This is a genomic window from Nocardia sp. NPDC088792, from assembly GCF_044750615.1.
In the GTDB taxonomy this organism is placed as follows: Bacteria; Actinomycetota; Actinomycetes; order Mycobacteriales; family Mycobacteriaceae; genus Nocardia.
On sequence record NZ_JBIVKC010000001.1, the window covers coordinates 670,320 to 696,418 of the forward strand.

A 26,099-nucleotide genomic window follows, 5' to 3' on the forward strand; every position below is an offset into this window, starting at 1 on the left:
TGCGTCCGGGATGTCGTCGCCGACGGCGCTCGGGCGCGGCAGCGTACCCGTCCGCTACCGCTGCCGCCGCAAGGGGCGGGAGAAGCTATCGGTAGACAGATATATATCCTCCGGATCCAGGTATGCGGATTGACATGCCTGTGTGACCGCTCTTACGTTTTTGCGATGCGGAATTCACGTTCCGTATCTCGAGAATTGTTATCGAAGCGGAGAGTCTCGCATGATCCACGCGCAGCCTGCAGCCCTCGAACGACATCCGGTCGACGAGTTGCCCCGCCCCTGGCAACTCGTCGCAGGCGGCCTGCAGCACATCGCCGCGATGCTGGCCGGCGTGGTGGCGCCGCCGCTGATCATCGGCGCCGCGGTCGGGCTCGGACCGAAAGACCAGGGGCTGCTCATTACGGCCGGGCTGTTCAGCGCCGGGCTCGCGACCTTGTTGCAGGCCTTGGGCTGGTGGCGGTTCGGGTCGCGGCTGCCGCTCATGTGCGGGGCCTCGTTCGCGGTCGTCGCGCCGACGCTGGCCATCGTGAAGACGACGACGCCCGCCGATGCGCTACCCACCGTCTACGGTGCGACGCTGGTGGTGGGTGTGCTGGCAACGCTTGCGGCGCCGTACTTTTCGAAGCTGCGGCGGTTCTTCCCGCCGGTGGTGGGCGGCACCGTGATCACCCTGATCGGCCTGTCGCTGCTGCCGGTCACGCTGGGCTGGATCCACGGCACGGGTGAGGGCGCCGACGGTTCGTCGAGTGTGCCGATGAAGAATCTGGCGGCCGCCGCGGCGACGCTGGTGGTGGTGTTGCTGGCGCATCGTTTCCTGCGTGGTTTCGCCCGGCAGCTGGCGTTGCTGATCGGGTTGCTGGTCGGGTCGCTCATTGCCTGGCCGCTGGGTTTGGTGGACACCTCGCCGCTCCACCACGCCGCCGCGGTCGGGTTCGTGCCGCCGTTCCATTTCGGCGCACCGCATTTCGCGATCGGCGCGATCGTGTCGATGGGGATCGCCATGCTGGTGGTGATGACCGAGAGCACCGCGACCATGATGGCGCTGGGCGAGATCGTGGACCGGCCCGCCGAGGAGCGGACGCTCGCCGATGGACTGCGGTCGGTCGGTATCGGCACCGTGGTGAGTGCGGCGCTGGGCGGGCTGGCCTGTAGCGCCTTCGCGCAGAATGTCGGGCTGGTCGCGTTGTGCCGCATGTACAGCCGCTACATCGTGGCGATGAGTGGTGCGCTGCTGGTGCTGCTGGGCTTCTTTCCGGTGGCGAGCAGTGTGGTGGAGCTGGTGCCGAAGCCGGTGCTGGGCGGTGCGGGGCTGGTGTTGTTCGGAACCGTTGCGGCGGGCGGTATCCGGACCTTGGCCAAGGCCGATCTCGGTGATCCGGTCAATTCTCTGATCGTGGGTGTATCGCTGTTCGTCGGTATGACGCCGACCGTGGCGCCCGCGTTCTATGCCGGTCTGCCGGGGCCGGTGGCGACCATCATGGGTTCGGGTATCAGCGCCGGTTGCCTGTGCTCGATCGTGCTGTACCAGGTGTTCCGCCTGCGAGGCTCGGCGGCCGAGCCGATCGCGGAAACCTCTTAAGTCCTTGCGCGATAGAGGGTTCCGGCAATATTGGCGAAGGAACGGACCAGAGGATTGCCGTCGGCCGAATTCCAGGCGAGTACCAGATCGCTGGATGGCATGTCCGATACGGGAATGACCGTGAGTCCGGGCGGCATGCGGTGGCCGACCATGGTCAGTCCGATGGTGCCGTTCCACAGCACCGCTTGCACGCATTCGTGGATGGTGCGGACCACGGGGCCGTCGGTGTTCCTGCTGCCGAGCGGCATCCAGAAGCCGCGCCAGGCGCTGTCGGTGTCGTCTGGTAGCCGGAACCAGGGACGGTCGGCCAGCTCGCCGAGCCGCACGCTGGTGCGGGTCGCCAGCGGGTCGTCCACCCGCAGGACCACTCCGATCGGGTCGGAGCGCAGTACCCGTACGGTCAGGCCGGTCCGGTCGAAAGGTGTTCGGGTCAAGGCGATGTCGGCAGCTCCCGAGCGCAAACCCGCTGTGGGATCGGTGAAGTCGGCTTCGTGTACGCGAATCTCCACGCCGGGATGGCGTTCCCGGAAGGTGGCGGCCAGCGTCGCGCCCGCTTGTTCCGCGCTGTCGGCGAGGGTGCCGAGGGTGAGCACCGCGGCGCCCGCGGCGGCGACGGCCCGGGCGCGCGCCTGATCCGCCTGCGCCAGCAGGGCCCGCGCATCCTTGTACAGCGATATGCCCGCGGGGGTGAGCGCCACTCCCGTCGGGGAACGTTGCAGGAGTTCACATCCCAGCTCGGTTTCGAGCTGCCGGATGGCGCGGCTGAGTGGCGGCTGGGTCATGTGCAGCCGTGCGGCCGCGCGGCCGAAGTGCAGTTCCTCGGCCACGGCCACGAAGTAGCGCAGCGTCCGCAGTTCCATCACCGGCGACGATACCGGGCCGGTATCGGCTGCAGAGAATCGGACTTGGACGGCCGGGGACCCTGCGGCGCAGGGTGAAAGCACAGCCTGGACCGCGCCGAAGGAGAACAACGTGACAACAGCCGATCTGCCCCCGCAGGAGCTTCCGGATCCCGTGGTGAGCCTCGATGAGGTGCGCGAGGTCGCCGCGGACCTGGTGGTCCTTGCCGATGGCCGCCGGCCTCTGGTGCCGAATATCGGCGTGATCGGCGGCCGGGAAGCGGTGCTCGTCGTAGATACCGGTATCGGCCCGGCCAATGCGGAGACCGTCCTGGCCTTTGCCACCGAGTACGCGGCCGGTCGCCGCCTGTACCTGACGACAACCCACTTCCACCCCGAACACGCCTTCGGCGCACAGACTTTCGCCGGCGCCGCCACCTATCTGATCAACAGCGCGCAGGCGGCCGACATGAAGAACCGTGGCCCCGGCTATCTCGACATGTTCGCCGGACTCGGCGATACGGTCGCCCGTCGCCTCGAGGGCGTCCGGCTCACACAACCGGATGTCGTCTACGACAAGGATTTCGACCTCGACCTCGGCGGCCGCATCGTGCGGCTCCGGGCCACCGGCCAGGCGCACACCATGGGCGACCAGATCATCCGGGTCCCCGACGCCGGCGTGCTCTTCACGGGCGATCTGGTGGAGTCCCATCAGTTCGCGATCTTCCCTTGGTTCCCGCCGCACGATACCGATGTCTCCGGCCTGCGCTGGCTGTCCTTGATGAGCCGCCTGGCTGCGGAATCAGCGAGCACGGTGGTCCCCGGCCACGGCGATATCGGCGGCCCGGACCTGCTCGCCGATGTCCGCGACTACCTCCGGCTACTGCGCGACGAAACCTGGCTCCGCCGTGACTCGTCCATGCCCGAGGCCACGATCATCGAGGAGGTGACCGCCGTCCTCCTGACCCGCCGCCCCGATTGGGCAGGCCGCGAATGGATCGCCCCCGGCGTCCGCTGCCTCTGCTACGAGCACGACCATGCCGGCGATCACTCGGCGTGATGAGCGGCCTCGTACTCGTTTTCGATCTTCCGCTCGCGCCGCCCCTCCCGCACCTTCCACACGACCAGCGCCAGGACCACGATGACCGCGACCCCGATGGCTATATCCCGCCCCACGGTCTTGGCGACGGCTTCATACGACTGCCCGGCAACGAACCCGAGCACCACGAACGTTGTGCCCCAAATGATTCCACCCGAAGCATTGAATACCAGGAACCGCCGGTAGGGCATGCGCGAGGTCCCCGCCAGTGCCGGCATCACAGCCCGGAAGAACGCGGTGAACCGCCCCAGGAACACCGCCCACCCCCCGCGCCGAGCCAGATACCCCTGAGCCCGATCCAGCCGCCCCCGATGCCTTTCCAGCAGCGACAACTGCAGCACCCGCGTCCCCAGATGCTTCCCCACCTCATACCCGACGCTGTCCCCCACAATGGCCGCCGCCACCACGAGCACGATCATCAGCCAAAGCTCCACGTGCCCTTGACTGGCCGCCACCCCACCGATCACCGCCGCCGTCTCCCCGGGTATCACAAACCCGATGAACACCGCATCCTCGGCAAACACCAGCAACGTGACAACCAGATACACCCAGACCGGCGCAATATCCAGAATCCGGTGCAGCAACCCGTTCATGGCTCACACGCTACCGATGAATCAGCGGGAGGGGCCGGCCGGTGGCGACCATCCAGTGTTCGTAGGCGTTGAGGGTGAGGATGATTGTGGTGATGGTGGTGAGGGTTGCCAGTTGGGGGAGGTAGGGGGTGGTGGGGGTGAGGGCTGCGAGGAGGAGGGCGACGGTGGTTCGGCCTGTGGTGGGGGCGCCGAACATGCGCCAGCGGGTCCAGCAGAAGGCGGTGACGAAGAGGGTTGCGCCGAGGGGGAGGAGGTAGCCGGGGACGCCGTGGGGTGGGGCGGTGGGGTTGCCGACCATGGTGTTGGCGCCTACCGCTACCAGGACCAGGCCGATTACCAGGAGCAGGTGGCCGTAGCTGAGGACGTCCCGGACCACGGTGCCGCGGACCTGGTTGGTGCGCAGTGAATGTTCCACTGCGGAGAAGCCGTAGGCGAAGTAGAGCCACCACAGGCCGAAGGCGAGTAGGAAGATCAGGATCACGCTGGTCCAGGACAGGATGCCGAGGTGGGCGCCGGCTGCTTGCGCGCCGACCGAGGCGAGCATTTCACCCAGGGCGATGATGACGAAGGTGCCGAAGCGTTCGGGGAGGTGGGTGGCGCCGAACTGGACGCGGCTCAGGCGGCGGGCGAGGAGGGCCGGGCCGATGAAGGCGAGGGCGACGGCGGCGATCCAGAGGATGTCGCGTACCCGGCCGGGCGGGCCCGCCGCGGCGGCGATCAGCAGTAGCGCGCTGACGAGGCTGATGGTGTAGGGACTGAGCAGGCTACCGAAGGCGCCGGCGTGCGCGTACGCGCCTTTGCGGCGGACGGTTTGCCACAGCAGCAGCCGCAACAGCAAGTGCGCCACCGCGAAGAGCATCGGCTGACCGTGGCCGGTGAATACCTGTGGGGCGGTGATCGCCATGACGAATGCGCACAGTCCGCAGGCGAAGAGGAAGAACCGCTGCCGGTCCGAATCCTCGACGCCGTGTACGGCCAGGACGGTGCCGACCCACGACCACCACATGATGGCCAGTAGCAGGACCGTTCGCCCGACGGCGGCCCAACCCGGTTGCGCCACCGGCAGATGCGCGGCCTGGGTCACCGCGAAGACGAGCACCAGATCGAAGAAGAGTTCGGCCCACGTGGCCCGATCGTGCACCTCGTGCCGAGGTTCTGTCACTCGCGAATCCCTGTCCAGCCGACTGTCCGGGAATTCACTCTAGCGGCAAGGTGCGCAATGAGTTTCGCCGAAAGTGCCTGCGAAGCCTGAAGTATACGTTGTATGCTACGTCGATATCGGTGCTGCCCGAGGAGGCGGAATGGTCAGCGGGAGTGCGACTTCGAAGCGGCAGACGCCACGCGGAACCCTGAACCGGGATCGGATCGTCGACGCCGCGACGGAGGTCCTGGACGAGCGCGGGCTCGACGCGGTGACCATGCGCGCGGTGGCGGATGCGTTGCAGGTCAATCCCATGTCGTTGTATCGGCATTTCCAGGACAAGAACGCCCTGCTGCTGGCAGTGCTGGATCGGCTGCTGACGCGGATCGAGTTGCCGCCGGCGGGGTTACCGCCCGCCGAGGCGGCGAGGCAGCTCATGCGCGCGTATTACCGGCTGCTGCGCCGGTATCCGGGCCTGCACCTGTTGAATCCGGCCAATGTGCCGATTCCGGGTCAGCTCCGGATCAACGAACGGCTGTGCTCGATCCTGCTCGCGCACGGGGCCGATGATCGCCGGGCGACAAATCTGCTGGCGGTTTTCGGCAGGTTCGTCCTCGGGTGCGCGCTGTGCGATACGGAAGCGGAACGCCTCGAGCAGGATCCGGTCTACTGGGCCGAGGCCGGCACCGTGCTCGCCACGCTGCCGCGGGATCGGTTCCCGGCGCTGCGGCAGTTCGCGCCGCTGCTGGCCCATCCGCCCTCGGCGGACGAGGTTTTCGAGGCCGGGCTCGAGCTGCTGACCGCGCCGCTCACCGGGCCGGGAGGCTGGACATGATCGGTGAGGCTGCCACCATTGCGGACGTAACGGCGGCGGGGCACGGTGAGGCCATGAGTGAGCTCCCCCGCCCTCGGCTGAGCCGGATCATCGATGCACTGGGCAGTACGCTGCTGCGGCGGGTGGCGGGCCCGGTCACGATCGACCGTCCGGTCGGATCGGTGTCGATCTACGATCCGGCCGACGGCGTCGACGTCGCCGCGGACGGACTGCTACTCGGGGTCGGTGTCACCGATTCCGCCACCGCCACCACGCTTCTCACGGAACTCCGGCGGCGCGGGGCCGCGGCATTGCTGCTCAAGGCTCCGATGGACGAGGCCGTCCGGCAGGCGGCGGACGCGGCCGGGATCACGGTGCTGGAGGTCAGCCGGGCCACCTCGTGGGAGCAGCTGGTATTCCTGTTGCGCACGCTGATCGATCTACCCGATCGCGGTGACGCGGTCACCGAATATCCCACCGGTGATCTGTTCCAGCTGGCGAATGCGATCGGCGCGCTGCTCGACGCGCCCATCACGATCGAGGACAGGTCGTCGCGGGTGCTCGCCTTCTCCGGCGGGCAGGATCGGACCGATGAGAGCCGGGTCCAGACGGTGCTCGGCCGGCAGGTGCCCGAGCATTATCAGCGGTTGTTGCTGGAGCAGGGCGTGTTCCGCGAGCTCTACCGCAGCCGGGAGCCGGTCTACATCCCCGCGCTCACCGAAAGTTCCAAGCCGCGCACCGCGATTGCCGTGCGCGCCGGTGAGGAAGTGCTCGGATCGCTGTGGGCTGTGGTGTCCGAACCGTTGACCGAGCATCGCCGGCGCGCGTTCGTCGAGGCGACCAAAATCGTTGCGCTGCATCTGCTGCGGGACCGCGCCGGTAGGACGGCCGGCACCCGCCCGCGAGCCGAACTGGTCACCCGTCTGCTCGAGCAGACCGGTAATCCCGCGGACACCGCGCGGCGGCTGGGCATCGGCGGCAGATCGGTCTGCGTCCTCGCACTCGAACTCGATCCCCGCGAGGACTGCGATGAGGTCGCCCGCGCCGCCGAAATCCGCCGCGTCGCAGACGCACTCGCCCTGCACCTCAGCGCCCTGCATCCCTCCGCGGCCGCCACCATGCTCGGCGAAATGGTCTACGGCCTGCTCCCCCTCCCCGAGTCGTGCGACGGCGAGTCGACCGCCCAGCGGGTCGCCACCGATTTCCTGGAGCGAATGGGCGCTCGCATCGTCCTGCATATCGGCATCGGCCGCGCCGTACGCGAGCCCGGCGACATCATCCGCTCGCGAACCGACGCCGACTGCGTACTCCGCATCCTGCGCGAGCGCGGCCACGGAAACCGTGTCGCGACAGTCCGATCGGTACGCCCCGACCTCATGCTGGCCTGCCTCGCCGAAGCCGCCGAACGCGACGACCGCCCCTACGGCGACGCGGTGGCCCGCCTCCTCCACTACGACGCCGAGCACCGAGGCGACCTGACCGGCACCCTCGCCGCCTACCTGGAGGCCTTCGGCGACATCACCAAGGCCGCCAACGCGGTCCACGTCCACCCCAACACCTTCCGCTATCGCCTGACCCGCCTCTGCGAGGTGGGCGGCCTGGACCTCACCGACCCGGACGCCCGCTTCGAGGCCCAGATAGACCTCCGTCTGCACCGGCTGCACCGCTCCCGCTCGGCCGCGGAACCGGCCCGCTCACACTGACGCCCGCCCCTCCGGCCTCGGCGGCGCGGGAGGTGTTGTCGCGCACCAGGAGTGCGAGCAGGGCCGCGAGTACGGCCACGCAGATGCCGGCGCCGTAGACGATGTGGAGGCTGTCGGTGAAGGTGCGGTGCGCCACCTCGGTGACCGCGCCCACCAGGTGGCGTGCCTGCTCGGGCGCGGTGCCCGAGCGTTCCAGGCTGCGGCCCAGCGCTTGTTGCGACGCGGCCGGAAATCCGAGGGCCGCTTGTTGTTGCAGGACCCGGTCGTCGGCCAGCCCGGCGGCCGGTGTATCGGCGAGGGCGTGCCGGGCGGCGGCGGGGAACCGTGCGCCGACCAGCGTCATGAGCACCGTCCCCGAGATGGCGACGCCGAGCGTGCCGCCCAGCTGCTGAGCGGATTCCTTCACACCGGCGGTGACGCCCGCCTTGTCGACGGGCGTCCCGGCGAGGACGGCATCGACCGAACCGACCAGCAGGAAACCGACCCCGACTCCGATCAGCGCCAGCGGCGGCGCCAAGGTCGCGAATCCGGAATCGACGGTGAGGCGCAGCATCAGCATCATCGCGACCGCATTGCACACCGCGCCCACCACGAGTGTGGTTCTGGCGCCGGCCTTTTGCACCAGTACCCCGCCGATCAGCGGTGACACGGCATACACCGCGGTCAGCGGGAGCAGTGCCAGCGCGGCCGCGGTCTCATTCCTGCCCTGCACGCCTTGGAGGAAGAACATCAGATAGAAGATGACCGCCGACAGTACGGACACCGTCAGGGTCAGCAGCGCGAGACCGGCCGTGAACGAACGGTTGCGGAATAACCCCAAGGGCACCATGGGATTCCGGACGCGGCGTTCCACCATCAGGAACGTCGCGAGTGCGAGTACACCGGCAATACCCAGGCCGATGGTCCGCGCGGAATTCCAGCCGCGATCCTGCGCCGCGGTGATCGCCCAGACGATCGCGACGATCGCGATCGTCGACGAGGCAGCGCCGGCCAGGTCCATACGCTTGTACTCACGCACCGCGGATTCGGTCATCACCCATACAGCTACGGCCACACCCACAATGCCGAACGGCACATTGACGAAGAACGTCCACCGCCAATTGCCGTGCTGGACAAGCAATCCGCCGAGCAGCGGCCCGCCCGCCGACGCCACCGCGGCCACCGACCCCATGACGCCCACCGCCGCCGGCAACCGCCGTTCCGGAAATGCCGCTCTGATCGCCGCCAATCCGGCAGGCATCAACAGCGCCCCGAAGGCGCCTTGCAGCACGCGCGCGGCGATCAGCGGGCCGATCGAGGGTGCGAGCCCGCACAGCAGTGAGCACAGCGCGAATCCGCCGACACCCAGCAGGAATGCCCGCTTCCGGCCGATCCGGTCGGCAATGGTTCCCGCCGGGATGGTCAGCCCGGCGAGCGCCAGCAGCTGCCCGTTGCCGACCCATTGAATACCGGCCGGGCTCGCATGCAGATCCTCCGCGATGGCGGGCATGGCGACCATGACCGCCGTCCCGTCGATGAGCACCACCAGGGTGCCGACGGCCACAGCCACCAGGGTCAGCCAAGCGCTCAGGGGCGCACCGGATTTCGCTGTGCCGGGTCGATTCATGACCGGTCTCCTCACTGTCGGCAGCGCTTTCGAGCATCGCGGCGAAGGACCTGCCCGCCCTCGTCGAAAAGCACGAATGCCGGGCTATCGGTTCGTCATCGGCCACGAGGGCAGGGCCGCCGCCCGGCCGCACCATGGGAGGCACTCGACGACTTCGAAGGAGCCCCATGACCAGCACACTCCGCGACGACGACAGCTCGATCACGACCGGAAGGCTTATCGCCGAGGTGTTCCGGGCGGCCGGCGCCCGCGGCTACCTGCACGCCCGGGAAGTGGACGGCGACCGTGAGCTCGGACTGGACGCCGACGACCCGGTGGTACTCGCCTCGGTGTTCAAGATCCCCGTCGTGCTCACCTATGCCCGCCAGGTGGCCGCGGGCACGCTGGATCCCGCCGAACGTACCCGGGTGACCGGCCGGGATCGGATCGGCGGCATCGGCACCGCCGGATGCGCCGACGATGTCGAAATGAGCTGGCGGGACCTGGCTCTCTTCGCCTTGACCATGAGCGACAATGCCGCCACCGATGTGCTGCTGCGCCGGGTCGGTGTGGCCGCCGTACGGACCGTCCTCGCCGAACTCGGCCTGCGGCGCACCCGGATCATCGGCGGCTGCGAGGACCTGTTCGCCACCATGACCGAAGACCTCTCCGCGCACCATCCCGGCATCGATCCCGCCGATATCCACAAGCTGTTCGCGGCAGCGACTCCCGAGCAGTTCCGCGCGCTGACGGTGTGCGATCCGACCCGCACCACCGCGAGCACGCCGCGCGAGACCACCACCCTGCTGTCGGCGATCTGGCAGGACACCGCGGGCCCCGCGGCGGCGTGCGAGCAGGTGCGCACGATCATGCATCAGCAGATCTGGCCGCACCGGATCTCCTCCGGTTTCGGCGATGAGGTGATGATCGGCGCCAAGACCGGCACCCTGCCCTACATCCGGAACGAGGCGGGCGTCCTCACCTTCCCTGACGAAAAGCGTTACGCGGTGGCAGTTTTCACTGTCGCTGATACCCCGGCGCACCGCGCACCCGCCATCGACGCCGCGATCGGTGAGGCCGCCCGTCTCGCCGTGTCTGCTCTGCGAGACGAATCGGTCACGGCCTGATCGCATGCCCGGCCGCGCCACGGCAAGGCGAGTGCGGCGGCCGGGATCGATGATCACCGCAATGGATCGAGGGCGGCGAGTTCGCGGGGACGCGTTCCGGTGCACATGAGTTCGGCCAGCAGGTGCCCGGTCAGCGGGCCGAGGGTGACGCCCCACATGCCGTGGCCGCCCGCGATGAAGACGCCCTCGGTGGCGGTGGCGCCGATGAGTGGCAGGCCATCGGCGGTCAATGGGCGTGCGCCGACCCATTCTTCGCGTACATCGGCCCAGTCCACTCCATCCAGCAGGGGGCGGATGGCGCGCAGGGTCGTCTCGATGCGGGCCCGGTTCAGCGGGGCGCCGGGACGCTGGAATTCCATCACGCCGACCACCCGGATGCGGTCACCGCGCGGGGTCAGTGCGGCCCGGGTGGCCGGGAAGTACAGCGGGCCGCGCAATGGCTCGGTCACTGCCACGCTGCAGCTGTAGCCGCGGCCGCCGTACTGGGGCATCCGGACGCCGTGCGGCCGGGCGAGTTCCGGCAGCCAGGCGCCATTGGCGAGGACGACCGCATCCGCTTCGAGCCGGGTGTCCCCGGCACTGACGATCACCTTCCCCGCGCGCCGCTCCACCGCGGTGACCGCGGCGTCCTCGGTGAGCTTCGCACCGCGGGCGCGGACGCTGTCGGCCAGTGCGGCGAGGTAGGCGACCGGATCCAGGTAACGCTGACCGAGAATCCGTACGCCGCAATCGATCCGGCCGGACAGCTGGGGTCTGAGCGCACGGACCTGATCGCCGGTCAGCATGCGCATGTCCACCTCCTGCCCACTGGCCACGATGCCTTCGAACTCGTGCAGCAGCCCGGCGGCCTGATGCGCGTCGGTGTACGCGGCGATCACATCGGTCTCCGCGGTGCGCACCGGTACGCCGCCGTCCCACTGCCGGTCGAACGAGGTGAATATCTGCGCGTTCAACTCGCGGTAGATCGCCATCGCCCGCGCCCAGCGCGCCCCGGTGCAATGCCGGATCATGCGCAACAGGAAGCGGGCGAGTTCGGGGTCCGCGCTCGGCGGCAGCCGGACCGGTGAGCGCGGGTCGAGGACGGCTCGAATCCCGTAGCGCAACAGGGACGGCTCGGGCAGCGGTACCGTCAGCGACGGTGTCAGATAGCCGGCATTACCCCAGGACGCACCCGCGCCCGGATGCGCCTTGTCCAGCACCTCCACCTCGACACCGTGCTCCTGCAGCGACCACGCACACGACAGGCCGACAATCCCGGCCCCGACCACCACGACCCGTTCGGGCACCCGTGTTCCGGACATAGCACTCCCTTCCAACCCGTCAGACCGAATATCCCGGCGCCGGAGGCGTTCCGGCGCGGTATCGGCATCTAGAGCATCGAGCCGGTGCGGGCGGCGCACCTCGTAGCGGCGCACGAATCCGGGCCCGGCGGTTCATGGCCGGCTACGAGGCCGGCCCGAATTCCCGCCCGCACCATGGAGAAACAGAGCAGAGAAGGAGCAAGACGTGACGAATTCTCGACCACTGGATCTCGCCGACCTGGACCGGGTCGCGCTGCCGTCGGATCCGGCGATCGCCCCCGACGGCAGTCGCGTGGTGTACGTGCTGCGCACCGTGGATCGTGACGCCGACCGGGACAATCGGGCGCTGTGGCAGGTCCGGCCGGGCGGCGAACCGACCCGCTTGACCCGCGGCGTCGCCGATACCGATCCACGCTGGTCCCCGGACGGCCGCTCGATCGCATTCCTCCGCGCCGGCAACGGTCCCGCACAGCTCTGGCTGCTACCCGCCGACGGCGGCGAGCCCGAACAACTGACCGAACTGCCACTGGGCGCGGGACTTCCGGTCTGGAGCCCGGACGGGACGCGAATCGCATTCGCCGCGGCAGTCGACAGCACGGCGCCGATCGGCCGGCCGGCAACAGTCGCCGCCGCGGCTGCGAAGGTCAGGGCGTCGGACGGTACCGCCGTAACAGCGAGCGGTTCGGCCTCGCGCGGCAACGCCGAGCCGGTGAACGCCGCAGCGTCGGCGGGCCGGACCACCGAGGGGAACGCGGCGTCACCCCGTGGCGAGTCGTCGAGTAGCGCTGCGGCCGCACCGATTCACATCGATCGACGGCATTACAAGCTCGACGGCAGCGGCATGTTGCGCGGTATGCGGTCGCAGGTGTTCGTACTCGATCTCGCCGACCGGTCGGTACGGCAGGTGACCGACGGCGACTTCTATGCCGGGACGCCGGCCTGGTCGGCGGACGGTGAACGGCTGGCTTTCGCCGACTCCATCTCGGACGATGCCGATGTCGCCGCGGCTGCGGCGCGGGTCGTGGACGCCGGCGGTACCCGTATCGTCCCCGAGCAGGCCGGGTCCGCCAAAGGTGCTGTGGCGGCGGTCATCTGGGGTGCGGATGGTGACAGTCTGGTCGCGATCGGCGCCGCCGACACCGATGTCCGCAATAACGGGCTGCTGCGGATCCCGCTCGACGGCGGCGAAACCTCCGAGCTGACCGCCGGATTCGACCGCAATGTCATGGCCGGCGCGCCGGGCTATCCGGGTGCGCTACCGCAGATAGCGGCGGGCGGCGTGCTGTTCTGTGCGCGTGACCGCGGGTTCACCCATCTCTATATGCGTGACGAGGCCGGTGTGCGCAAGCTGCTGGACGGCGATCGCCTGGTCTCGAGCCTGTCGGTCGCCGCGGCTGCGAACAAGGCCGCTGTCACCGTCGCGGGCGCAGGCAGTTTCGGCGAGATCGTGCTGCTCGACCTGGAGACCGGCGCCGAAGAGGTACTCACCACGCACACCGCGACGGCACTGCCGGATGTCACCCCGGTTCCGGTCCGTGAGCGCGTGTTCACCGTGTCCGACGGCACCGAGGTGCACGGCTGGCTGCTCGGCGACCCCGCGACGACCCCCGGACCGCTGCTGGTGGATGTGCACGGCGGACCGCACAATGCCTGGAATGCGGTGTGGGACACCACGCACGCCTACCATCAGGTCCTCGCCGCCCGCGGCTGGACGGTACTGCTGCTCAACCCACGCGGCAGCGACGGTTACGGCGAGACCTTCATGCGGGCCGTGGTCGGCGGATGGGGTGTGGCCGATGAGCGCGATTTCCTGGAGCCGATCGATCAGCTGATCGCCGAGGGGCTGGCCGATCCGGCGCGAATCGCCCTGTGCGGCTACAGCTATGGCGGCTATACGGCCTGCTGGCTGCCGACCCGCACCGATCGTTTCGCCGCGGTGGTCACCGGTGGCGTGGTCAGTGACCTGGTGAGCCTCATGGGCACCTCCGATGCGGGAGATTACTTCGCCCACATCGAGTTCGGGGCCACCTATTGGGATGATCCCGCCAAGGTCGCGGCCATGTCGCCACTGGCGCACGTGGATCGGGTCACCGCACCGACCCTGGTTCTGCACGGCGAGGCCGATGTGCGCTGCCCGCTCGGCCAGGCCGAGCAGTGGTACAACGCGCTGCATGATCGCGGCGTGCCCGCCGAGCTGGTGATATACCCCGGCGCCACCCACCTCTTCATCCTGGACGGCAAACCCTCGCATCGCGCCGACTACAACCGCCGCATCATCGACTGGGTGATCGCGCATACGCGAGCGCACGGTCCGGCCGGGGCGGCCACCGCCATCGCGCCCTTGGATGCCGGGTACTGGCAGCGACGGCTCGAACAGATCGCCTCCCGCCACGGCATTCCCGGTGTATCGCTTGCCATTTCACACGGCGACCAGGTCATCGAGGCCGCCTACGGTGTGCTGAATGTCGAGACCGGGGTGGAGACCACCGTCGACTCGCTGTTCCAGATCGGGTCCATCAGTAAGGTGTGGACCGCCACCGCCGTCATGCGCCTGGTGGATCAGGGCAAACTCGATCTCGACACGCCACTGGCCGAGATACTGCCGGAGCTGCGGCTGTCCGATCCGGATACCGCCGCCCGAATCACCATGCGCCACTTGCTCTCCCACACCAGCGGCATCGACGGCGACATGTTCGGCGACGAGTCCGGACGCGGCGACGACTGCCTCGAACGGTATGTCACCGAGCTGGCGCATACCGAATGCATCCTCCCGATCGGCACGCTCTGGTCCTACTGCAATGCCGGATTCAGCCTGGCGGGCCGCGTCATCGAGGCGCTGACCGGCACGACCTGGGACGCGGCCATGCGCGAGCTGGTCTTCGAGCCACTGGGCTTGCGGCACACCGTGACCCTGCCCGAGGAAGCCCTGCTGTATCGGGCCGCGGTCGGGCATCTGCCGGGCCCGGACGGGCACGGCCGCGCGAAGCGGTGGGTCCTCCCCCGCCACGCCGGTCCCGCCGGTTTGATCACCACGACCGCCCGCGATGTGCTGACCTTCGCGCAGATGCACCTCGACGGTGGCGTGGCCGCGGACGGGCAACGGCTGCTGTCGGCCGATTCGGTCCGGCAGATGCAGTCCGAGCAGTTCGTGCTTCCGCAGCCGAACGGCCTGCAGATCGACTCGTGGGGACTGGGCTGGTGGCGCGCCGATTGGAACGGTGACCGCGTGTTCGGCCACAGCGGCGGCACCCTCGGCCAGACCGCGCTGCTGCAGGTGCTGCCCGAGCACAAGCTCGCGTTCACCATTCTCACCAACGGGGTCGCCGTCGGCCTGTTCGACGAATTGTCCGCCGAGATAGCCGCTCTGGCGGGTGTCACGCCCCGGGAACAGTATCGGCCCACCCCGTCGGCGACCGAGGTCGAAGCGGCCCGCTACACCGGCCGTTACGAGCGCGAGAGCCAGCGGCTCGACGTATTCGACACCGCCGACGGTCTCGTCCTGCGGATGGCCGGCACCGGAACGCTCGCCGAGTTCGTACCCGAAGCCGAACTGCCCCTGGTCCCCGTCGCCGAGGATCTGTTCGCCGTGCACCTGCCCGGAAGCGACCGCTGGACACCGGTCACCTTCCACCGGCTGCCCGGCGGACAGCGATACGCCCACCTCCAGGGCCGCGCCGCCAAGTTCCGGCACGACACCGAGCCCGCCGAGTAACACGCCCCGGCCCCGGCGATGAACGGCCCGCACCGCCCTTCGAAGGCGGTGCGGGCCTTCGTATCAGCCGATCTCGCAGATCAGCCGATCTCGGCGAGCCGCGGCGCGATCTGCTCGCCGTACCGTTCCACCCACCCCACCGGGTCCGGATTGCCGGGCACCGGCCCGACGTTCAGCAGACCGAAACCGAGCTCGGCATACCTCTCGACGGTCTTCAGGTAGGCGTCCGGATCAGCGAACGGATCATCGAAAAGCCCTGCGGAGGCGCGGATCTCGGCCGGATCCCGCCCGACATCGGCGCAGTGCCGCCGCAGCACCTCGAGCTTGTGCGGCAACTCGTCCAGCGGCGTGGTGGTGTTCCAGAGATCGGCGTACTGCGCGACCAGCCGCAGTGTCTTCTTCTCGCCACTGCCGCCCAGCAGGATCGGCGGCCGCCGGATCGGCTGTGGCTCACAGATGGTCTCCGCCAGCCGGTAATGCTTGCCCTCGAAGGTCCCGTCGTCCGCACTCCACATCTGCAAGCAGATCCGCAGCGTCTCTTCCAGCATCTCGAACCGATTCCGCAACGGCGGATACGGCACACCCAGCGCCAGATGCTCCCGCTCGTACCAGGCGGCCCCGAGCCCCAGCATCGACCGCCCCTGCGACAGCACGTCCAGCGTGCCGACGATCTTCGCCAGCAATCCCGGATACCGATAGGTCACGCCGGTGACCAGCATGGTCAAGGTGATCGTCTCGGTCTGCCCCGCAAGGAATCCCAGGCTCGTATACCCCTCGAGGAAGGGATCCTCCGCCCGCCCGACCGTCTCCATCTGGAAGAAATGGTCGGCCAATGTAAACATTTCCGCCCCCGCGCGCTCCGCGGCCACCGCCGTCCGAGCCAATGTCGGCCCCAGCGCGGCCGCGTCCCCGGGCAGGAAGTCGATGAAGTGAATGCCGAAGTCCATTGCTGTTCAACCTCTTTCGTTCATCCGACGAGCCGAACCTAGCCATCCAAGTTTACACTCGACAGGGTAACTGTACAGTTGAACTGTCTAGTTACCGGAAGCGCCTCATTCACGGTTTGCGGTACGTACCAGTCCGAATGTGATTACCCTGTTTTCACACACGGTGCCCCGGGTCCACCCGGTCGCTCCGTGAAAGTTGTTGCGCGCCTTCGGCGAAACTCGCCGGGCGGGTATGCGAGGTTCTCGACTGTCACGAACAGCCGAGTCCGACGCCGGAGGTGGATACGTGGTTGCGCCGATCGAAGTCAGCGATGCGCAGGTGTCGGTGGTAGCCCCATTGACCGCCGAGCACATCGAAGGACGCTCGCCCGGGCGCATCGCCTGGATGCGACTGCGCCGCGACAAGGTCGCGATCGGCGGCGGCATCGTGGTCGTCCTGCTGGTGCTCATCGCGATCTTCGGGCCCTATGTGGTGGCCTCACCGACGACTGCGCATGCCGGCCTGGTGGATCCGGAGCTCAGCCGGCCCATCCACGGCGTTTTCCACTCCGGCATCTCGGGGTCGCATCCGCTGGGCATCGACGTGCCGTTCGGGCGGGACGAACTGGCGCGCATCGTGGTCGGCGCGCGGTACTCGCTGCTGATCGGAACGCTGGCGACGGTGCTGTCACTGATCCTCGGCGTCGGAATCGGCGTCATCGCCGGATACTTCGGCGGCTGGGTCGATACCGTGCTGGCCCGCGCCATGGATATCTTCCTCGCCTTCCCGCTACTGCTGTTCTCCATTGCCATGGTCGGCGTATTCCCCACCAGCGCATTCGGATTGAGCGGCAATACGCTGCGCGTCGTCCTGCTGATCTTCGTCATCGGATTCTTCAACTGGGCCTATCCCGGCCGCATCATTCGCGGGCAGGTGCTATCGCTGCGTGAACAGGAATTCGTCGACGCCGCCCGCGCCATGGGTGCGCGGCCGGGCTACATCATCTTCCGCGAGATCATGCCGAACCTGGTCGGGCCGATCCTCGTCTACACGACGCTGCTGATCCCGATCAACATCCTCTTCGAAGCCGCCCTGTCCTTCCTCGGGGTCGGCATCATTCCCCCGACACCGACCTGGGGCGGCATGCTGTCCGACGCCGTCGAGCATTACAGCGTCGATCCGAACCTGGTGTTCATGCCGGGACTCGCACTACTCATCGCGGTCGTCGCCTTCAATGTCTTCGGCGACGGCCTGCGTGATGCTTTCGACCCGAGATCAAGTCGATAACCGCGCTGCCGGGCGCAATTTCGGTGCAAGTGAAATGAGGGCACAACCGATGAAACGAACACACTCACTGGGCATAGCGGCCGCGACCTTCGCCGGCGCGCTCGTGGTGGCGGGTTGCGGGGGCGCGAGCAGCGGCAGCGGCTCCGGCACCTACGACGCGGCCAGCACCTCGGTGGTCAATTCCTCCGATCATCAAGGGGGAACACTCGTTTACGAAATGTCCTCGGACTTCGACTCGATGGATCCGGGCAATACCTATTACGCGTACTCGCAGAATTTCACCCGGCTCTTCGCCACGCCGCTGCTGACCTTCGACAGCGTCACGCCCGGGCAGACCGTGCCGAAGATCGTGCCGGATCTGGCGACCGACCTCGGCACGCCGAGCGACAATCTCACCACCTGGACCTATCACATCCGGCAGGGCCTGAAATTCAGCAATGGCGAGCCGATCACCGCCAAGGACGTCAAATACGCTGTGGCGCGCAGTAATTTCGCGCCGGACGTGCTCAACAAGGGGCCGGTCTACTTCCAGAAGTATCTGACCAACCCCAACAACTATCCGGGGCCGTACAAGGATCCCAACCTCGACGACTTCAAGGGCATCACCACGCCCGACGACTACACCGTCGTCTTCCATCTGCAGGCGCCGTTCGCCGAATTCGACGATATCGTCATCATGGAAACCCCGCCGGTACCGCCGGACGCGGACACCGGGCCCAACGGCGGCGTCAATTACGAATACCACTACGTCTCCTCCGGCCCGTACATGCTGCAGAGCTACGACCCGGGTAAGCAGGCGGTGCTGGTCAAGAATCCGAACTGGACGCAGGCGGGCAGCCCGCAGGCGAAACAGCTGGCCGACAAGATCATCTTCCGGCCCAATGTCACTCAGTCGACGATCGACTCCGACCTGCTCAACGGTTCCGCCCAGGTAGACCTCGCAGGCACCGGTGTGTCCTCGGACGCGCGGGCCAGGATCCTGTCCACGCCCACCTTGAAAACGCATGCGGATGATCCGCTGAGCGGGTTCGAATGGTATGCCGGAATCAACAGTACAATCATTCCGAATGTCCACTGCCGCAAGGCAATCGAATACGCGGTCGACAAGACCACCGTGCAGGACGCCTACGGCGGCGCGGTCGGCGGCAGTATCGCCACCGACTTCCTGCCGCCCTGGATCGACAGCAACACCACCAACACCTACCCGAACGGACCGGACAACACCGGCGACCTCAATGCCGCCAAGAACGAACTGGCCCAGTGCGGTTCACCCGCCGGGTTCACCACCTCCCTCGCCTTCCGCTCCGACCGGCCGAAGGAGAAGGACGCGGCAGTGGCCGTCCAGGCCGCGCTCGCGCGGGTCGGTATCCAGACCAACCTGTTCGGTTACCCGTCACAGGACCTGCCGACCGTCCTCGGGGCGCCGGCCTCCGTCCATCAGAATCACCTGGGCATCATGCTGTCGGGCTGGCAGGCCGACTTCCCGACCGGCTACGGCTTCCTCTTCGCGACCACCGACCCGCAGGCCATCACCCAGTCGGGCAACTACAACTTCGAAGAAGAGACCAACCCGGCCGTGACGGCGCTGTTCAACAAGGTGGTCGGACTGTCCGCGATCCCGGACCGCGCCGCGGTCTACCGGCAGATCGACGACGCCGTCATGCAGGACGCCACCATCATTCCGCTGATCAACAGCAAATCGCTGATCTACCGGCCGGACAACCTCACCAACGTCCATATCCAGTACGGCTACGGCATGTACGACTACACCCAACTCGGGTTGAAGTGATTGCGCCGTGCTGCGATTCGTCATCCGCCGGATACTGTTCGCGGTACTGGTCCTGCTGATCACCACGCTGGTGGCATTCCTGATCTTCTTCGGACTGCCCAAGCTGGCGGGCGTCTCCACCAATGCTCTCGCCGCGCGCTACGCGGGGCGGGAGCCGACACCCGATGTGCTGCACGGGATCATCGTGCAGCTGGGGCTGGATCGGCCGCTGCCGGTGCAGTACCTGGAGTTCGTCAAGGGGCTCGTGGTCGGGCGTGACTACAACGGCGGCTCCTACAGCATCCATTGCGCGGCACCGTGTTTCGGGTACTCGTGGCGCACTTCCACGCCGGTGTGGGAGCTGCTGCTGAATCGGGCGCCGGTCACCCTGTCCATCGCGGGCGGCGCCGCCGTGCTGTGGCTGCTGGGCGGGGTGGCTACCGGGGTGATCTCGGCGCTGCGCAAGGGGACCGTGTTCGATCGGGTCGCCATGACCATCTCCCTGGTCGGAGTGTCACTGCCGGTGTTCCTCACCGGCCTGCTGGCGCTGGCCCTGTTCGTCAACACCCTGCACCTGCTGCCGTCCGACCAGTACGTCGACCTCACCACCGATCCCCTGCAATGGGTGGAGAACCTGATACTGCCGTGGATCACCACCGCATTCACCTACGGCGCCCTGTACACCCGGCTCACGCGTGCGGGCATGTTGGAGACGATGAACGAGGACTACATCCGCACCGCCCGCGCCAAGGGGCTGCCCGAACGCACCGTGGTGCTGCGGCACGCGCTGCGCGGGACGCTCACGCCGATCGTCTCCATCTTCGGCATGGATCTGGGGCTGCTGCTCGGCGGCGCGGTGCTGACCGAAGTGGCCTTCTCCATGCAAGGGCTGGGGCAGCTCACCATTCAGGGCATCCAGCAGAGCGATCTGCCGGTCGTGCTGGGGGTGACCTTGTTCGCGGCATTCTTCATCGTGGTGGCGAACACGATCGTCGACATCGGGTACGCGGTCATCGATCCGAGGGTGAGGCTGGCATGAGCACCGGAGGCAGGACCACCGAACCCTTTCTGCGCGTGCGGGATCTGCGCATTCAATTCCCCACCGACGACGGCGTCGTCAAGGCGGTCGACGGGGTGTCGTTCCAGCTCGACCGCGGACGCACCCTCGGCATCGTCGGCGAATCCGGCTCGGGCAAGACCGTCACCAGCCTGGGACTGCTCGGCCTGCACGATCGGCGCCGCACCCTCGTCTCCGGGGAAGTAATGCTCGACGGCGTCGACATCGCCTCCGCGCCGGCGGAGGAGGTGCGGCGCATGCGCGGATGCAAGATGGCGATGATCTTCCAGGACCCGCTCACCGCCCTGAATCCCTACTTCACCATCGGCAAACAGATCATCGAGGCCTACCGGCTGCACAACGACGTCACCAAACAGCAGGCCCGGCAACAAGCGATCGACCTGCTCGGCCGCGTCGGCATCCCGCAACCGCAACGCCGGGTGGACGAATACCCGCACCAGTTCTCCGGCGGCATGCGGCAACGCGCCATGATCGCCATGGCCCTGTCCTGCAATCCGGAACTGCTGATCGCCGACGAACCGACCACCGCCCTCGACGTGACCGTGCAGGCCCAGATCCTCGACCTGATCCGAGACCTGCAGCGCGAGTTCGACTCCGCGGTCGTCATCATCACCCACGATCTCGGCGTGGTCGCCGAAATCGCCGACGACGTACTGGTCATGTACGCCGGGAAGGCCGTCGAATACGCCGATGTCGACACGCTCTTCCACGCACCCGCCCACCCCTACACCTGGGGCATGCTCACCTCGATGCCACGACTGGACAGCGGCGCATCCGATCGGCTGCTACCGATCAAGGGCACGCCACCCAGCCTGATCAACGTACCGAGCGGATGCGCATTCCATCCGCGCTGCGCCTATCCGGAACGCACGAATGGGCAGTGCCCCACCGAGATACCGGCCATGCGCGAAGTCGGCGCGGAACATACGGCCGCCTGCCACCTGACCGTGGCACAGCGCACGGACATCTGGAACGAGGAGATCCTGCCGGTCATTTCGCCGAAACCGGCACTCGTCACGAGCGAGCGGAACGACAGTGACCAATGAACTCGACAACCCGCGGCCCGAGGACGCGCCACTGCTGGAGGTCACCGGGCTGCGCAAGCATTTCCCGGTGACCAAAGGGGTGATCCTGCGGCATACGGTCGGCGCGGTCAAGGCCGTCGACGGCGTGGACCTGACCGTGCGCCGCGGGCAGACCCTGGGCCTGGTGGGCGAATCCGGTTGCGGCAAAACAACTACCGGACGACTCATCCTGCGCCTGGAGGACCCCACCGCCGGCTCGATCGTCTTCGACGGGCAGGACATCACCAAGCTCTCCCAGCGGCGGCTACGACCACTGCGCCGCGATATCCAGATGATCTTCCAGGACCCGTATTCCTCACTCAACCCGCGAAAGACCGTGGGCGCCATCATCGGCGCCCCGATGCGGGTACAGGGCACCGCCACACCCGACGAACGCAAGACACGCGTACAGGAACTACTCGAACTCGTCGGCCTGAGTCCCGAGCACTACAACCGATATCCGCACGAATTCTCCGGCGGCCAGCGCCAGCGCATCGGCGTCGCCCGCACCCTCGCGCTACAACCCAAACTGATCGTCGCCGACGAGCCGGTCTCCGCCCTCGACGTCTCGGTACAGGCCCAGATCATCAACCTGCTCGAGGACCTGCAAGACGAATTCGACCTCACCTACATCGTGATCGCCCACGATCTCGCCGTCATCAAACACATCAGCGACCAGATCGCCGTCATGTACCTCGGCAGCATCGTCGAACGCGCGGCCCGCGACGACCTCTACGCCCACCCCATGCACCCCTACACCGTCGCGCTGCTCTCGGCGGTCCCGATCCCGGACCCCAAGGGCCGCACCGAACGCGACCGCATCCGCCTCACCGGCGACGTCCCCAGCCCCCTGAACCCCCCAGCCGCCTGCCGCTTCCACACCCGCTGCTGGAAAGCCCAGGACATCTGCGGCGAAATCGACCCCCCGATCCTCGACTTCAACGGCCACCAGGTCGCCTGCCACTTCCCCGAAAACCTCCCCGCCGGATCAACCCCGCTACCGCTTTCGGTCCAGCCAGCCACTCACGAATAGTATTGCGCACCAACGTCCTTCGACGACAATCACAATACGCGGTGACACCGACAGCATCGATCCCCGCCGCCCGTCCCAACGCAACCGCCCGCACCCGATGCTGCCGCTGCGTGACGACGGCGGCCCGGTCGATGCCGAAAACGCTCCGCGCCCGATCACAAGTCGCCCGCGTCGACACACCCTCCCCATCCGACCGAATGCACGCCGGATCGACCCCCCGATCCACCAGATACGTTCTCATCGAGGCGATCTCATCCCCCGAATCCCCCCGCGCGGCACCGGAAATCAGAACCTCGCGCGCCTTCCCCGCCGCCAGCAACTCGATCGCGACATCGAGCCGCCCCCGCAGATACGCCATGGGCGCCCCGTCCGGCCCGACCTTCGCGCCCGGCACGATCACCACCAGAACCACCGGCGCGGCCGCAACCTCGAACAAGCGCCCGGTCGCCGTCATCCACAGCCGGAGGTTCGCCCCCACCAGGATCGTCATTACTCCCCCGGCCAGCGCGACACCGGCCCCGAACAGCCTCCGCGCCCAGCCGCCCCGCGACTCCAGTCGGTCCATCGGCCCAACTATTCCAGTCGACCCCGACACGGATTTCAGTCGGCTTCGACCCGTCAGACTGTCGCCGCCCCGTCTATCGATCAGTCGCCCGCTCAGCAGTGAAGACCGCGAAGCTGGGGCTCCGCGCGAGGGTAGCCCAGAACTCGGCGCCGCGATCATCCTCCGGCACGACCGTCCGCTGCCGGGTGACCCCGGTGAGACCGGCCCGCTCCAGCGCGCCGTCGAAGACGCCCACCGGCCAGAAGAACGAATCGAAGGCGAACGGCGGCTCACCGAGCACCCGCACCGACACCGGCATCCGACTCCGCCATGACTATCGACAGTACCGACCGTCCCCCGCCCAGGTGCGAATATCCTGAGCATCGTCAGCGTGGCCGTGACGGCGATAGCGGTCTCGGGTGCGCCAATCTGCCGCCGGTCGTCCGGGCACCGGCATGCTTCAAGCGCTGCAGCACCGGCGACAGCTCGAAGCCGTGAATCCCCTCCAGCACAGACATTTTGGTGGTCACATACCGGTACAGCGCGTTCGTATTGTCGGCAGCCAATACCGCGAAGATATTGAACGACCCGGTTATCGCCGCCGCGTACAAGGTTTCGTCATGCTCGGTGATCGCGCGGCCGATGGATTCCAGCCGAGCCGGGTCCACCCGCAACCACAGGAAAGCGGCGGTTCCGGAACCCGCTGCGACAGCGGCTATATCGAGATCGAAGTAGAGGATGCCACCCGCCCGCAGCGCCGCGATACGGCGAATCACCCGGCCGATGCTCATCCCGGCCGACCGAGCCAGCATCGCATAGCTAGTCCGGCCGTCACGCGCCAAGTGCTCGAGCAGCACCCGATCCTCCGCGCGCAACCGCAGGTCCGCCTCGTCGTATTCACCTGCCACGGAGTGTGATTCACCGCCCGCAAGATACTGCCGACCACGCCAGTCGATGACATCTCGACGCACGAATCGATGCAGGATCATCGCCGCGGCGATGTCGTGCACCGGGGCACTGCGCTGCAACCGCTTCACCAGCAAATCGTCACGATCATGTTCGCTGCGCGGATGCAATGAAAAGACGATCTCGGCCCCCGCCGCCGCAATACTGATCCAGGCCGCGTCATCCCGCTCAGCCAGCGCCTCGGCCACTTGCAGCGCACCGTCGGGACGGCAGTGCAGGCGGACGATCCAGTCGTTCTCACCGAGCGCGCGGGCATCGACGGCGCCGATCACCCGGATGATGCCGTCCCGCCGCATGCGCCGGTAGCGGCGAGCGACCGTCTGCTCCGCGACACCCAACTCGGCGGCGATACGACTGAACGGAATACGGGGATCCAGTTGCAGCGCATGCACGATCCGCGTATCCAGCAGGTCCAGAATGCCCGCTTCTCGCATTGAAGTCGCTGTCACAGGAGGAAATTTACGCCGAAATCGCTTCCGGGAGATCGGATGCGGCCGCTGTTCCGATACTCGACGCCTGACATCCGCTTCGAGAGGACAACGGCATTGCGTAAATGGTTACCGCTGCTGACGGTGTGTCTGGGCACCTTCATGCTGCTGATCGACGTGACAATCGTGAACGTCGCGCTACCGGACATGCGGACCGATCTGAAGGCATCGTTCGGCGCACTGCAATGGGTCGTCGACGGCTATGCCCTGGCCATGGCCGCGCTCATGCTCGGCGCGGGCTCGATCGCCGACCTGATCGGACATCGGCGCATCTACCTCGCCGGACTGGCACTGTTCGCGACGGCCTCACTGGTCTGCGGAATAGCGCCGAATCCGCAGGTGCTCATCGGCGCCCGCATCGTGCAGGGCGCCGGGGCGGCCACCATGTCCTGCACCACATTCGCCCTGTTGAACAGCGCCTACTCCGGACGTGACCGCGGCACGGCCTACGGTATGTGGGGCGCGGTCGCGGGAGCGTCCTCGGCCATCGGGCCGATCCTCGGCGGCCTGCTCACCGAAATCGCATCCTGGCGCTGGATCTTCTTCGTCAATCTGCCGTGCAGCGTGGTCGCGATGACGCTGTGCGTGTGGGTGCTCGCCGATGGCGAGCGCACCCGGCGTGGGCGGATCGACCTTGCCGGCATGACGGTTTTCACCGCGAGCGCCGCCTCGGCGACCTATGCGCTCATTCGCGCTGACGAGCACGGCTGGTCGGATGCGGTCACCCGGTGGGCGCTGCTCGGGTCCGCGGCCGCGCTGGCGGTGTTCGTACTCGTCGAAAGTCGCTCGGAACAGCCGGTTTTCGATCTCGGCCTACTGCGGGATCGGTCGTTCATCGGTGTGCTCATCGCGGGTGCGATCCTGTTCTTCGCGGCGTTCACCGCGCTGATGTACACCCAGATCTGGATGCAGTCGGTGCTGGGACTGAGCCCGATCGCCGCCGGCGCGGTCGGACTTCCGTTGTCTCTCATGGCATTTCTGGTATCCGGCGGCCTCGGCCGGTATCTGCACGGTGACCGGCCCGGCCGGATCATCGGCGGCGGGCTCGCCGCGGTCGGCCTCGGTGGCGTCATCGGTGCACTGCTGGTCCACGATGGCGCCGGCTGGGCCGCACTGATTCCCGGATTCCTCCTGGTCGGAGCGGGCGTCGGACTGGCCACCGCCACCCTCAACTCCACCGCGGTGGCCGCGGTCCCGTGGCAACGCGCCGGAATGGCAACCGGCGCACTCAATACCGCGCAACAGCTCAGCTTCACGCTCGGCATCGCCACGCTCGGCGGCCTTTTCACCAGTCATGCCGCCGCGACCGGAGTTCGATTCTCCCTCGCGGTCAGCGGGACGATCGGCCTCCTGGGGGCAATCCTGGTTCCGCTGCTCATTCGGCGAAAGACCGCACAAGAACCCGACGAATCCAACAAACCTCCAGCACAGCTGGCAGACATCTGAGCCAA

21 protein-coding genes are annotated in these 26,099 nt (G+C 67.5%); 12 read left to right on the forward strand and 9 right to left on the reverse strand.

Annotated features, from left to right (window positions below; all coding sequences use genetic code 11):
* The first annotated feature begins 220 nt into the window (after nucleotides 1-220).
* On the forward strand, nucleotides 221-1,579 hold the full coding sequence (locus tag ACIP5Y_RS03275; protein WP_400347137.1) for a nucleobase:cation symporter-2 family protein: 1,359 nt from the start codon (nucleotides 221-223) through the stop codon (nucleotides 1,577-1,579).
* Here ACIP5Y_RS03275 and ACIP5Y_RS03280 read toward each other — a convergent pair.
* Nucleotides 1,576-2,439 (reverse strand): LysR substrate-binding domain-containing protein, encoded by an 864-nt coding sequence (locus ACIP5Y_RS03280; RefSeq protein ID WP_400347139.1) that lies wholly within the window; start codon nucleotides 2,437-2,439, stop codon nucleotides 1,576-1,578. The two genes, ACIP5Y_RS03275 and ACIP5Y_RS03280, sit on opposite strands and share 4 nt — an antisense overlap.
* A 112-nt stretch (nucleotides 2,440-2,551) precedes the next feature.
* On the opposite strand from ACIP5Y_RS03280, the gene ACIP5Y_RS03285 reads away from it, so the two are divergent.
* Nucleotides 2,552-3,478: an MBL fold metallo-hydrolase gene (locus ACIP5Y_RS03285; protein ID WP_400347141.1), complete on the forward strand. Its 927-nt coding sequence runs from the start codon at nucleotides 2,552-2,554 to the stop codon at nucleotides 3,476-3,478.
* Here ACIP5Y_RS03285 and ACIP5Y_RS03290 read toward each other — a convergent pair.
* Together ACIP5Y_RS03290 and ACIP5Y_RS03295 are read right to left on the reverse strand one after the other, a co-directional pair.
* Entirely contained in the window at nucleotides 3,466-4,110 is a 645-nt protein-coding gene (locus ACIP5Y_RS03290) for a DedA family protein (RefSeq protein ID WP_400347143.1), read from the reverse strand. The two genes, ACIP5Y_RS03285 and ACIP5Y_RS03290, sit on opposite strands and share 13 nt — an antisense overlap.
* A gap of 10 nt (nucleotides 4,111-4,120) precedes the next feature.
* Complete coding sequence (locus ACIP5Y_RS03295) at nucleotides 4,121-5,272, reverse strand: low temperature requirement protein A (protein WP_400347145.1); 1,152 nt, start codon at nucleotides 5,270-5,272, stop codon at nucleotides 4,121-4,123.
* 139 nt (nucleotides 5,273-5,411) lie between these two features.
* Here ACIP5Y_RS03295 and ACIP5Y_RS03300 point away from each other — a divergent pair, with 139 nt between their 5' ends.
* Both ACIP5Y_RS03300 and ACIP5Y_RS03305 read left to right on the forward strand, forming a co-directional pair.
* A complete protein-coding gene (locus ACIP5Y_RS03300) occupies nucleotides 5,412-6,086 on the forward strand; it encodes a TetR/AcrR family transcriptional regulator (protein WP_400347147.1) in 675 nt (224 codons plus the stop codon).
* Entirely contained in the window at nucleotides 6,083-7,768 is a 1,686-nt protein-coding gene (locus ACIP5Y_RS03305) for a helix-turn-helix domain-containing protein (protein WP_400347149.1), read from the forward strand. Before ACIP5Y_RS03300 ends, ACIP5Y_RS03305 begins: the two co-directional genes overlap by 4 nt.
* Here ACIP5Y_RS03305 and ACIP5Y_RS03310 read toward each other — a convergent pair.
* On the reverse strand, nucleotides 7,671-9,374 hold the full coding sequence (locus ACIP5Y_RS03310; RefSeq protein WP_400347151.1) for an MFS transporter: 1,704 nt from the start codon (nucleotides 9,372-9,374) through the stop codon (nucleotides 7,671-7,673). The genes ACIP5Y_RS03305 and ACIP5Y_RS03310 overlap by 98 nt on opposite strands.
* Nucleotides 9,375-9,541: 167 nt before the next feature.
* Here ACIP5Y_RS03310 and ACIP5Y_RS03315 point away from each other — a divergent pair, with 167 nt between their 5' ends.
* Entirely contained in the window at nucleotides 9,542-10,480 is a 939-nt protein-coding gene (locus ACIP5Y_RS03315) for a serine hydrolase (protein WP_400347153.1), read from the forward strand.
* A 53-nt stretch (nucleotides 10,481-10,533) separates the two neighbouring features.
* Here the strand turns inward: ACIP5Y_RS03315 and ACIP5Y_RS03320 are convergent, their stop codons facing one another.
* Entirely contained in the window at nucleotides 10,534-11,781 is a 1,248-nt protein-coding gene (locus ACIP5Y_RS03320) for an NAD(P)/FAD-dependent oxidoreductase (RefSeq protein WP_400347155.1), read from the reverse strand.
* Nucleotides 11,782-11,986: 205 nt separating this feature from the next.
* Between ACIP5Y_RS03320 and ACIP5Y_RS03325 the strand changes: the two genes are divergently transcribed.
* Nucleotides 11,987-15,493 (forward strand): serine hydrolase, encoded by a 3,507-nt coding sequence (locus ACIP5Y_RS03325; RefSeq protein ID WP_400347157.1) that lies wholly within the window; start codon nucleotides 11,987-11,989, stop codon nucleotides 15,491-15,493.
* A gap of 80 nt (nucleotides 15,494-15,573) precedes the next feature.
* Here ACIP5Y_RS03325 and ACIP5Y_RS03330 read toward each other — a convergent pair whose 3' ends face one another.
* On the reverse strand, nucleotides 15,574-16,440 hold the full coding sequence (locus ACIP5Y_RS03330; protein WP_400347158.1) for an LLM class F420-dependent oxidoreductase: 867 nt from the start codon (nucleotides 16,438-16,440) through the stop codon (nucleotides 15,574-15,576).
* 286 nt (nucleotides 16,441-16,726) lie between these two features.
* Between ACIP5Y_RS03330 and ACIP5Y_RS03335 the strand changes: the two genes are divergently transcribed.
* Genes ACIP5Y_RS03335 through ACIP5Y_RS03355 form a run of 5 tightly spaced genes read left to right on the forward strand, consistent with a single transcriptional unit; the run spans nucleotide 16,727 to nucleotide 22,650 of the window.
* Complete coding sequence (locus ACIP5Y_RS03335; RefSeq protein WP_400347160.1) at nucleotides 16,727-17,707, forward strand: ABC transporter permease; 981 nt, start codon at nucleotides 16,727-16,729, stop codon at nucleotides 17,705-17,707.
* A 49-nt stretch (nucleotides 17,708-17,756) separates the two neighbouring features.
* Nucleotides 17,757-19,496, forward strand: coding sequence for an ABC transporter substrate-binding protein (locus ACIP5Y_RS03340; protein ID WP_400347161.1), 1,740 nt, complete (start codon nucleotides 17,757-17,759; stop codon nucleotides 19,494-19,496).
* 7 nt (nucleotides 19,497-19,503) lie between these two features.
* The gene (locus ACIP5Y_RS03345) at nucleotides 19,504-20,514 is read left to right on the forward strand and encodes an ABC transporter permease (protein WP_400347163.1); all 1,011 of its coding nucleotides are present in this window, start codon (nucleotides 19,504-19,506) and stop codon (nucleotides 20,512-20,514) included.
* Complete coding sequence (locus ACIP5Y_RS03350) at nucleotides 20,511-21,599, forward strand: ABC transporter ATP-binding protein (protein ID WP_400347164.1); 1,089 nt, start codon at nucleotides 20,511-20,513, stop codon at nucleotides 21,597-21,599. The genes ACIP5Y_RS03345 and ACIP5Y_RS03350 overlap by 4 nt, the downstream gene beginning before the upstream one ends.
* Nucleotides 21,589-22,650 (forward strand): ABC transporter ATP-binding protein, encoded by a 1,062-nt coding sequence (locus tag ACIP5Y_RS03355; RefSeq protein WP_400347166.1) that lies wholly within the window; start codon nucleotides 21,589-21,591, stop codon nucleotides 22,648-22,650. The genes ACIP5Y_RS03350 and ACIP5Y_RS03355 overlap by 11 nt, the downstream gene beginning before the upstream one ends.
* Here ACIP5Y_RS03355 and ACIP5Y_RS03360 read toward each other — a convergent pair.
* From ACIP5Y_RS03360 to ACIP5Y_RS03370, 3 genes are all read right to left on the reverse strand, one after another.
* A complete protein-coding gene (locus ACIP5Y_RS03360; protein WP_400347167.1) occupies nucleotides 22,556-23,215 on the reverse strand; it encodes a vancomycin high temperature exclusion protein in 660 nt (219 codons plus the stop codon). The genes ACIP5Y_RS03355 and ACIP5Y_RS03360 overlap by 95 nt on opposite strands.
* Nucleotides 23,216-23,288: 73 nt before the next feature.
* Nucleotides 23,289-23,513, reverse strand: coding sequence for a hypothetical protein (locus ACIP5Y_RS03365; RefSeq protein ID WP_400347169.1), 225 nt, complete (start codon nucleotides 23,511-23,513; stop codon nucleotides 23,289-23,291).
* A 67-nt stretch (nucleotides 23,514-23,580) separates the two neighbouring features.
* Nucleotides 23,581-24,609 (reverse strand): Lrp/AsnC family transcriptional regulator, encoded by a 1,029-nt coding sequence (locus tag ACIP5Y_RS03370; RefSeq protein ID WP_400347171.1) that lies wholly within the window; start codon nucleotides 24,607-24,609, stop codon nucleotides 23,581-23,583.
* A 39-nt stretch (nucleotides 24,610-24,648) separates the two neighbouring features.
* On the opposite strand from ACIP5Y_RS03370, the gene ACIP5Y_RS03375 reads away from it, so the two are divergent.
* Nucleotides 24,649-26,094, forward strand: coding sequence for an MFS transporter (locus tag ACIP5Y_RS03375; protein ID WP_400347172.1), 1,446 nt, complete (start codon nucleotides 24,649-24,651; stop codon nucleotides 26,092-26,094).
* Nucleotides 26,095-26,099 lie beyond the last annotated feature (5 nt).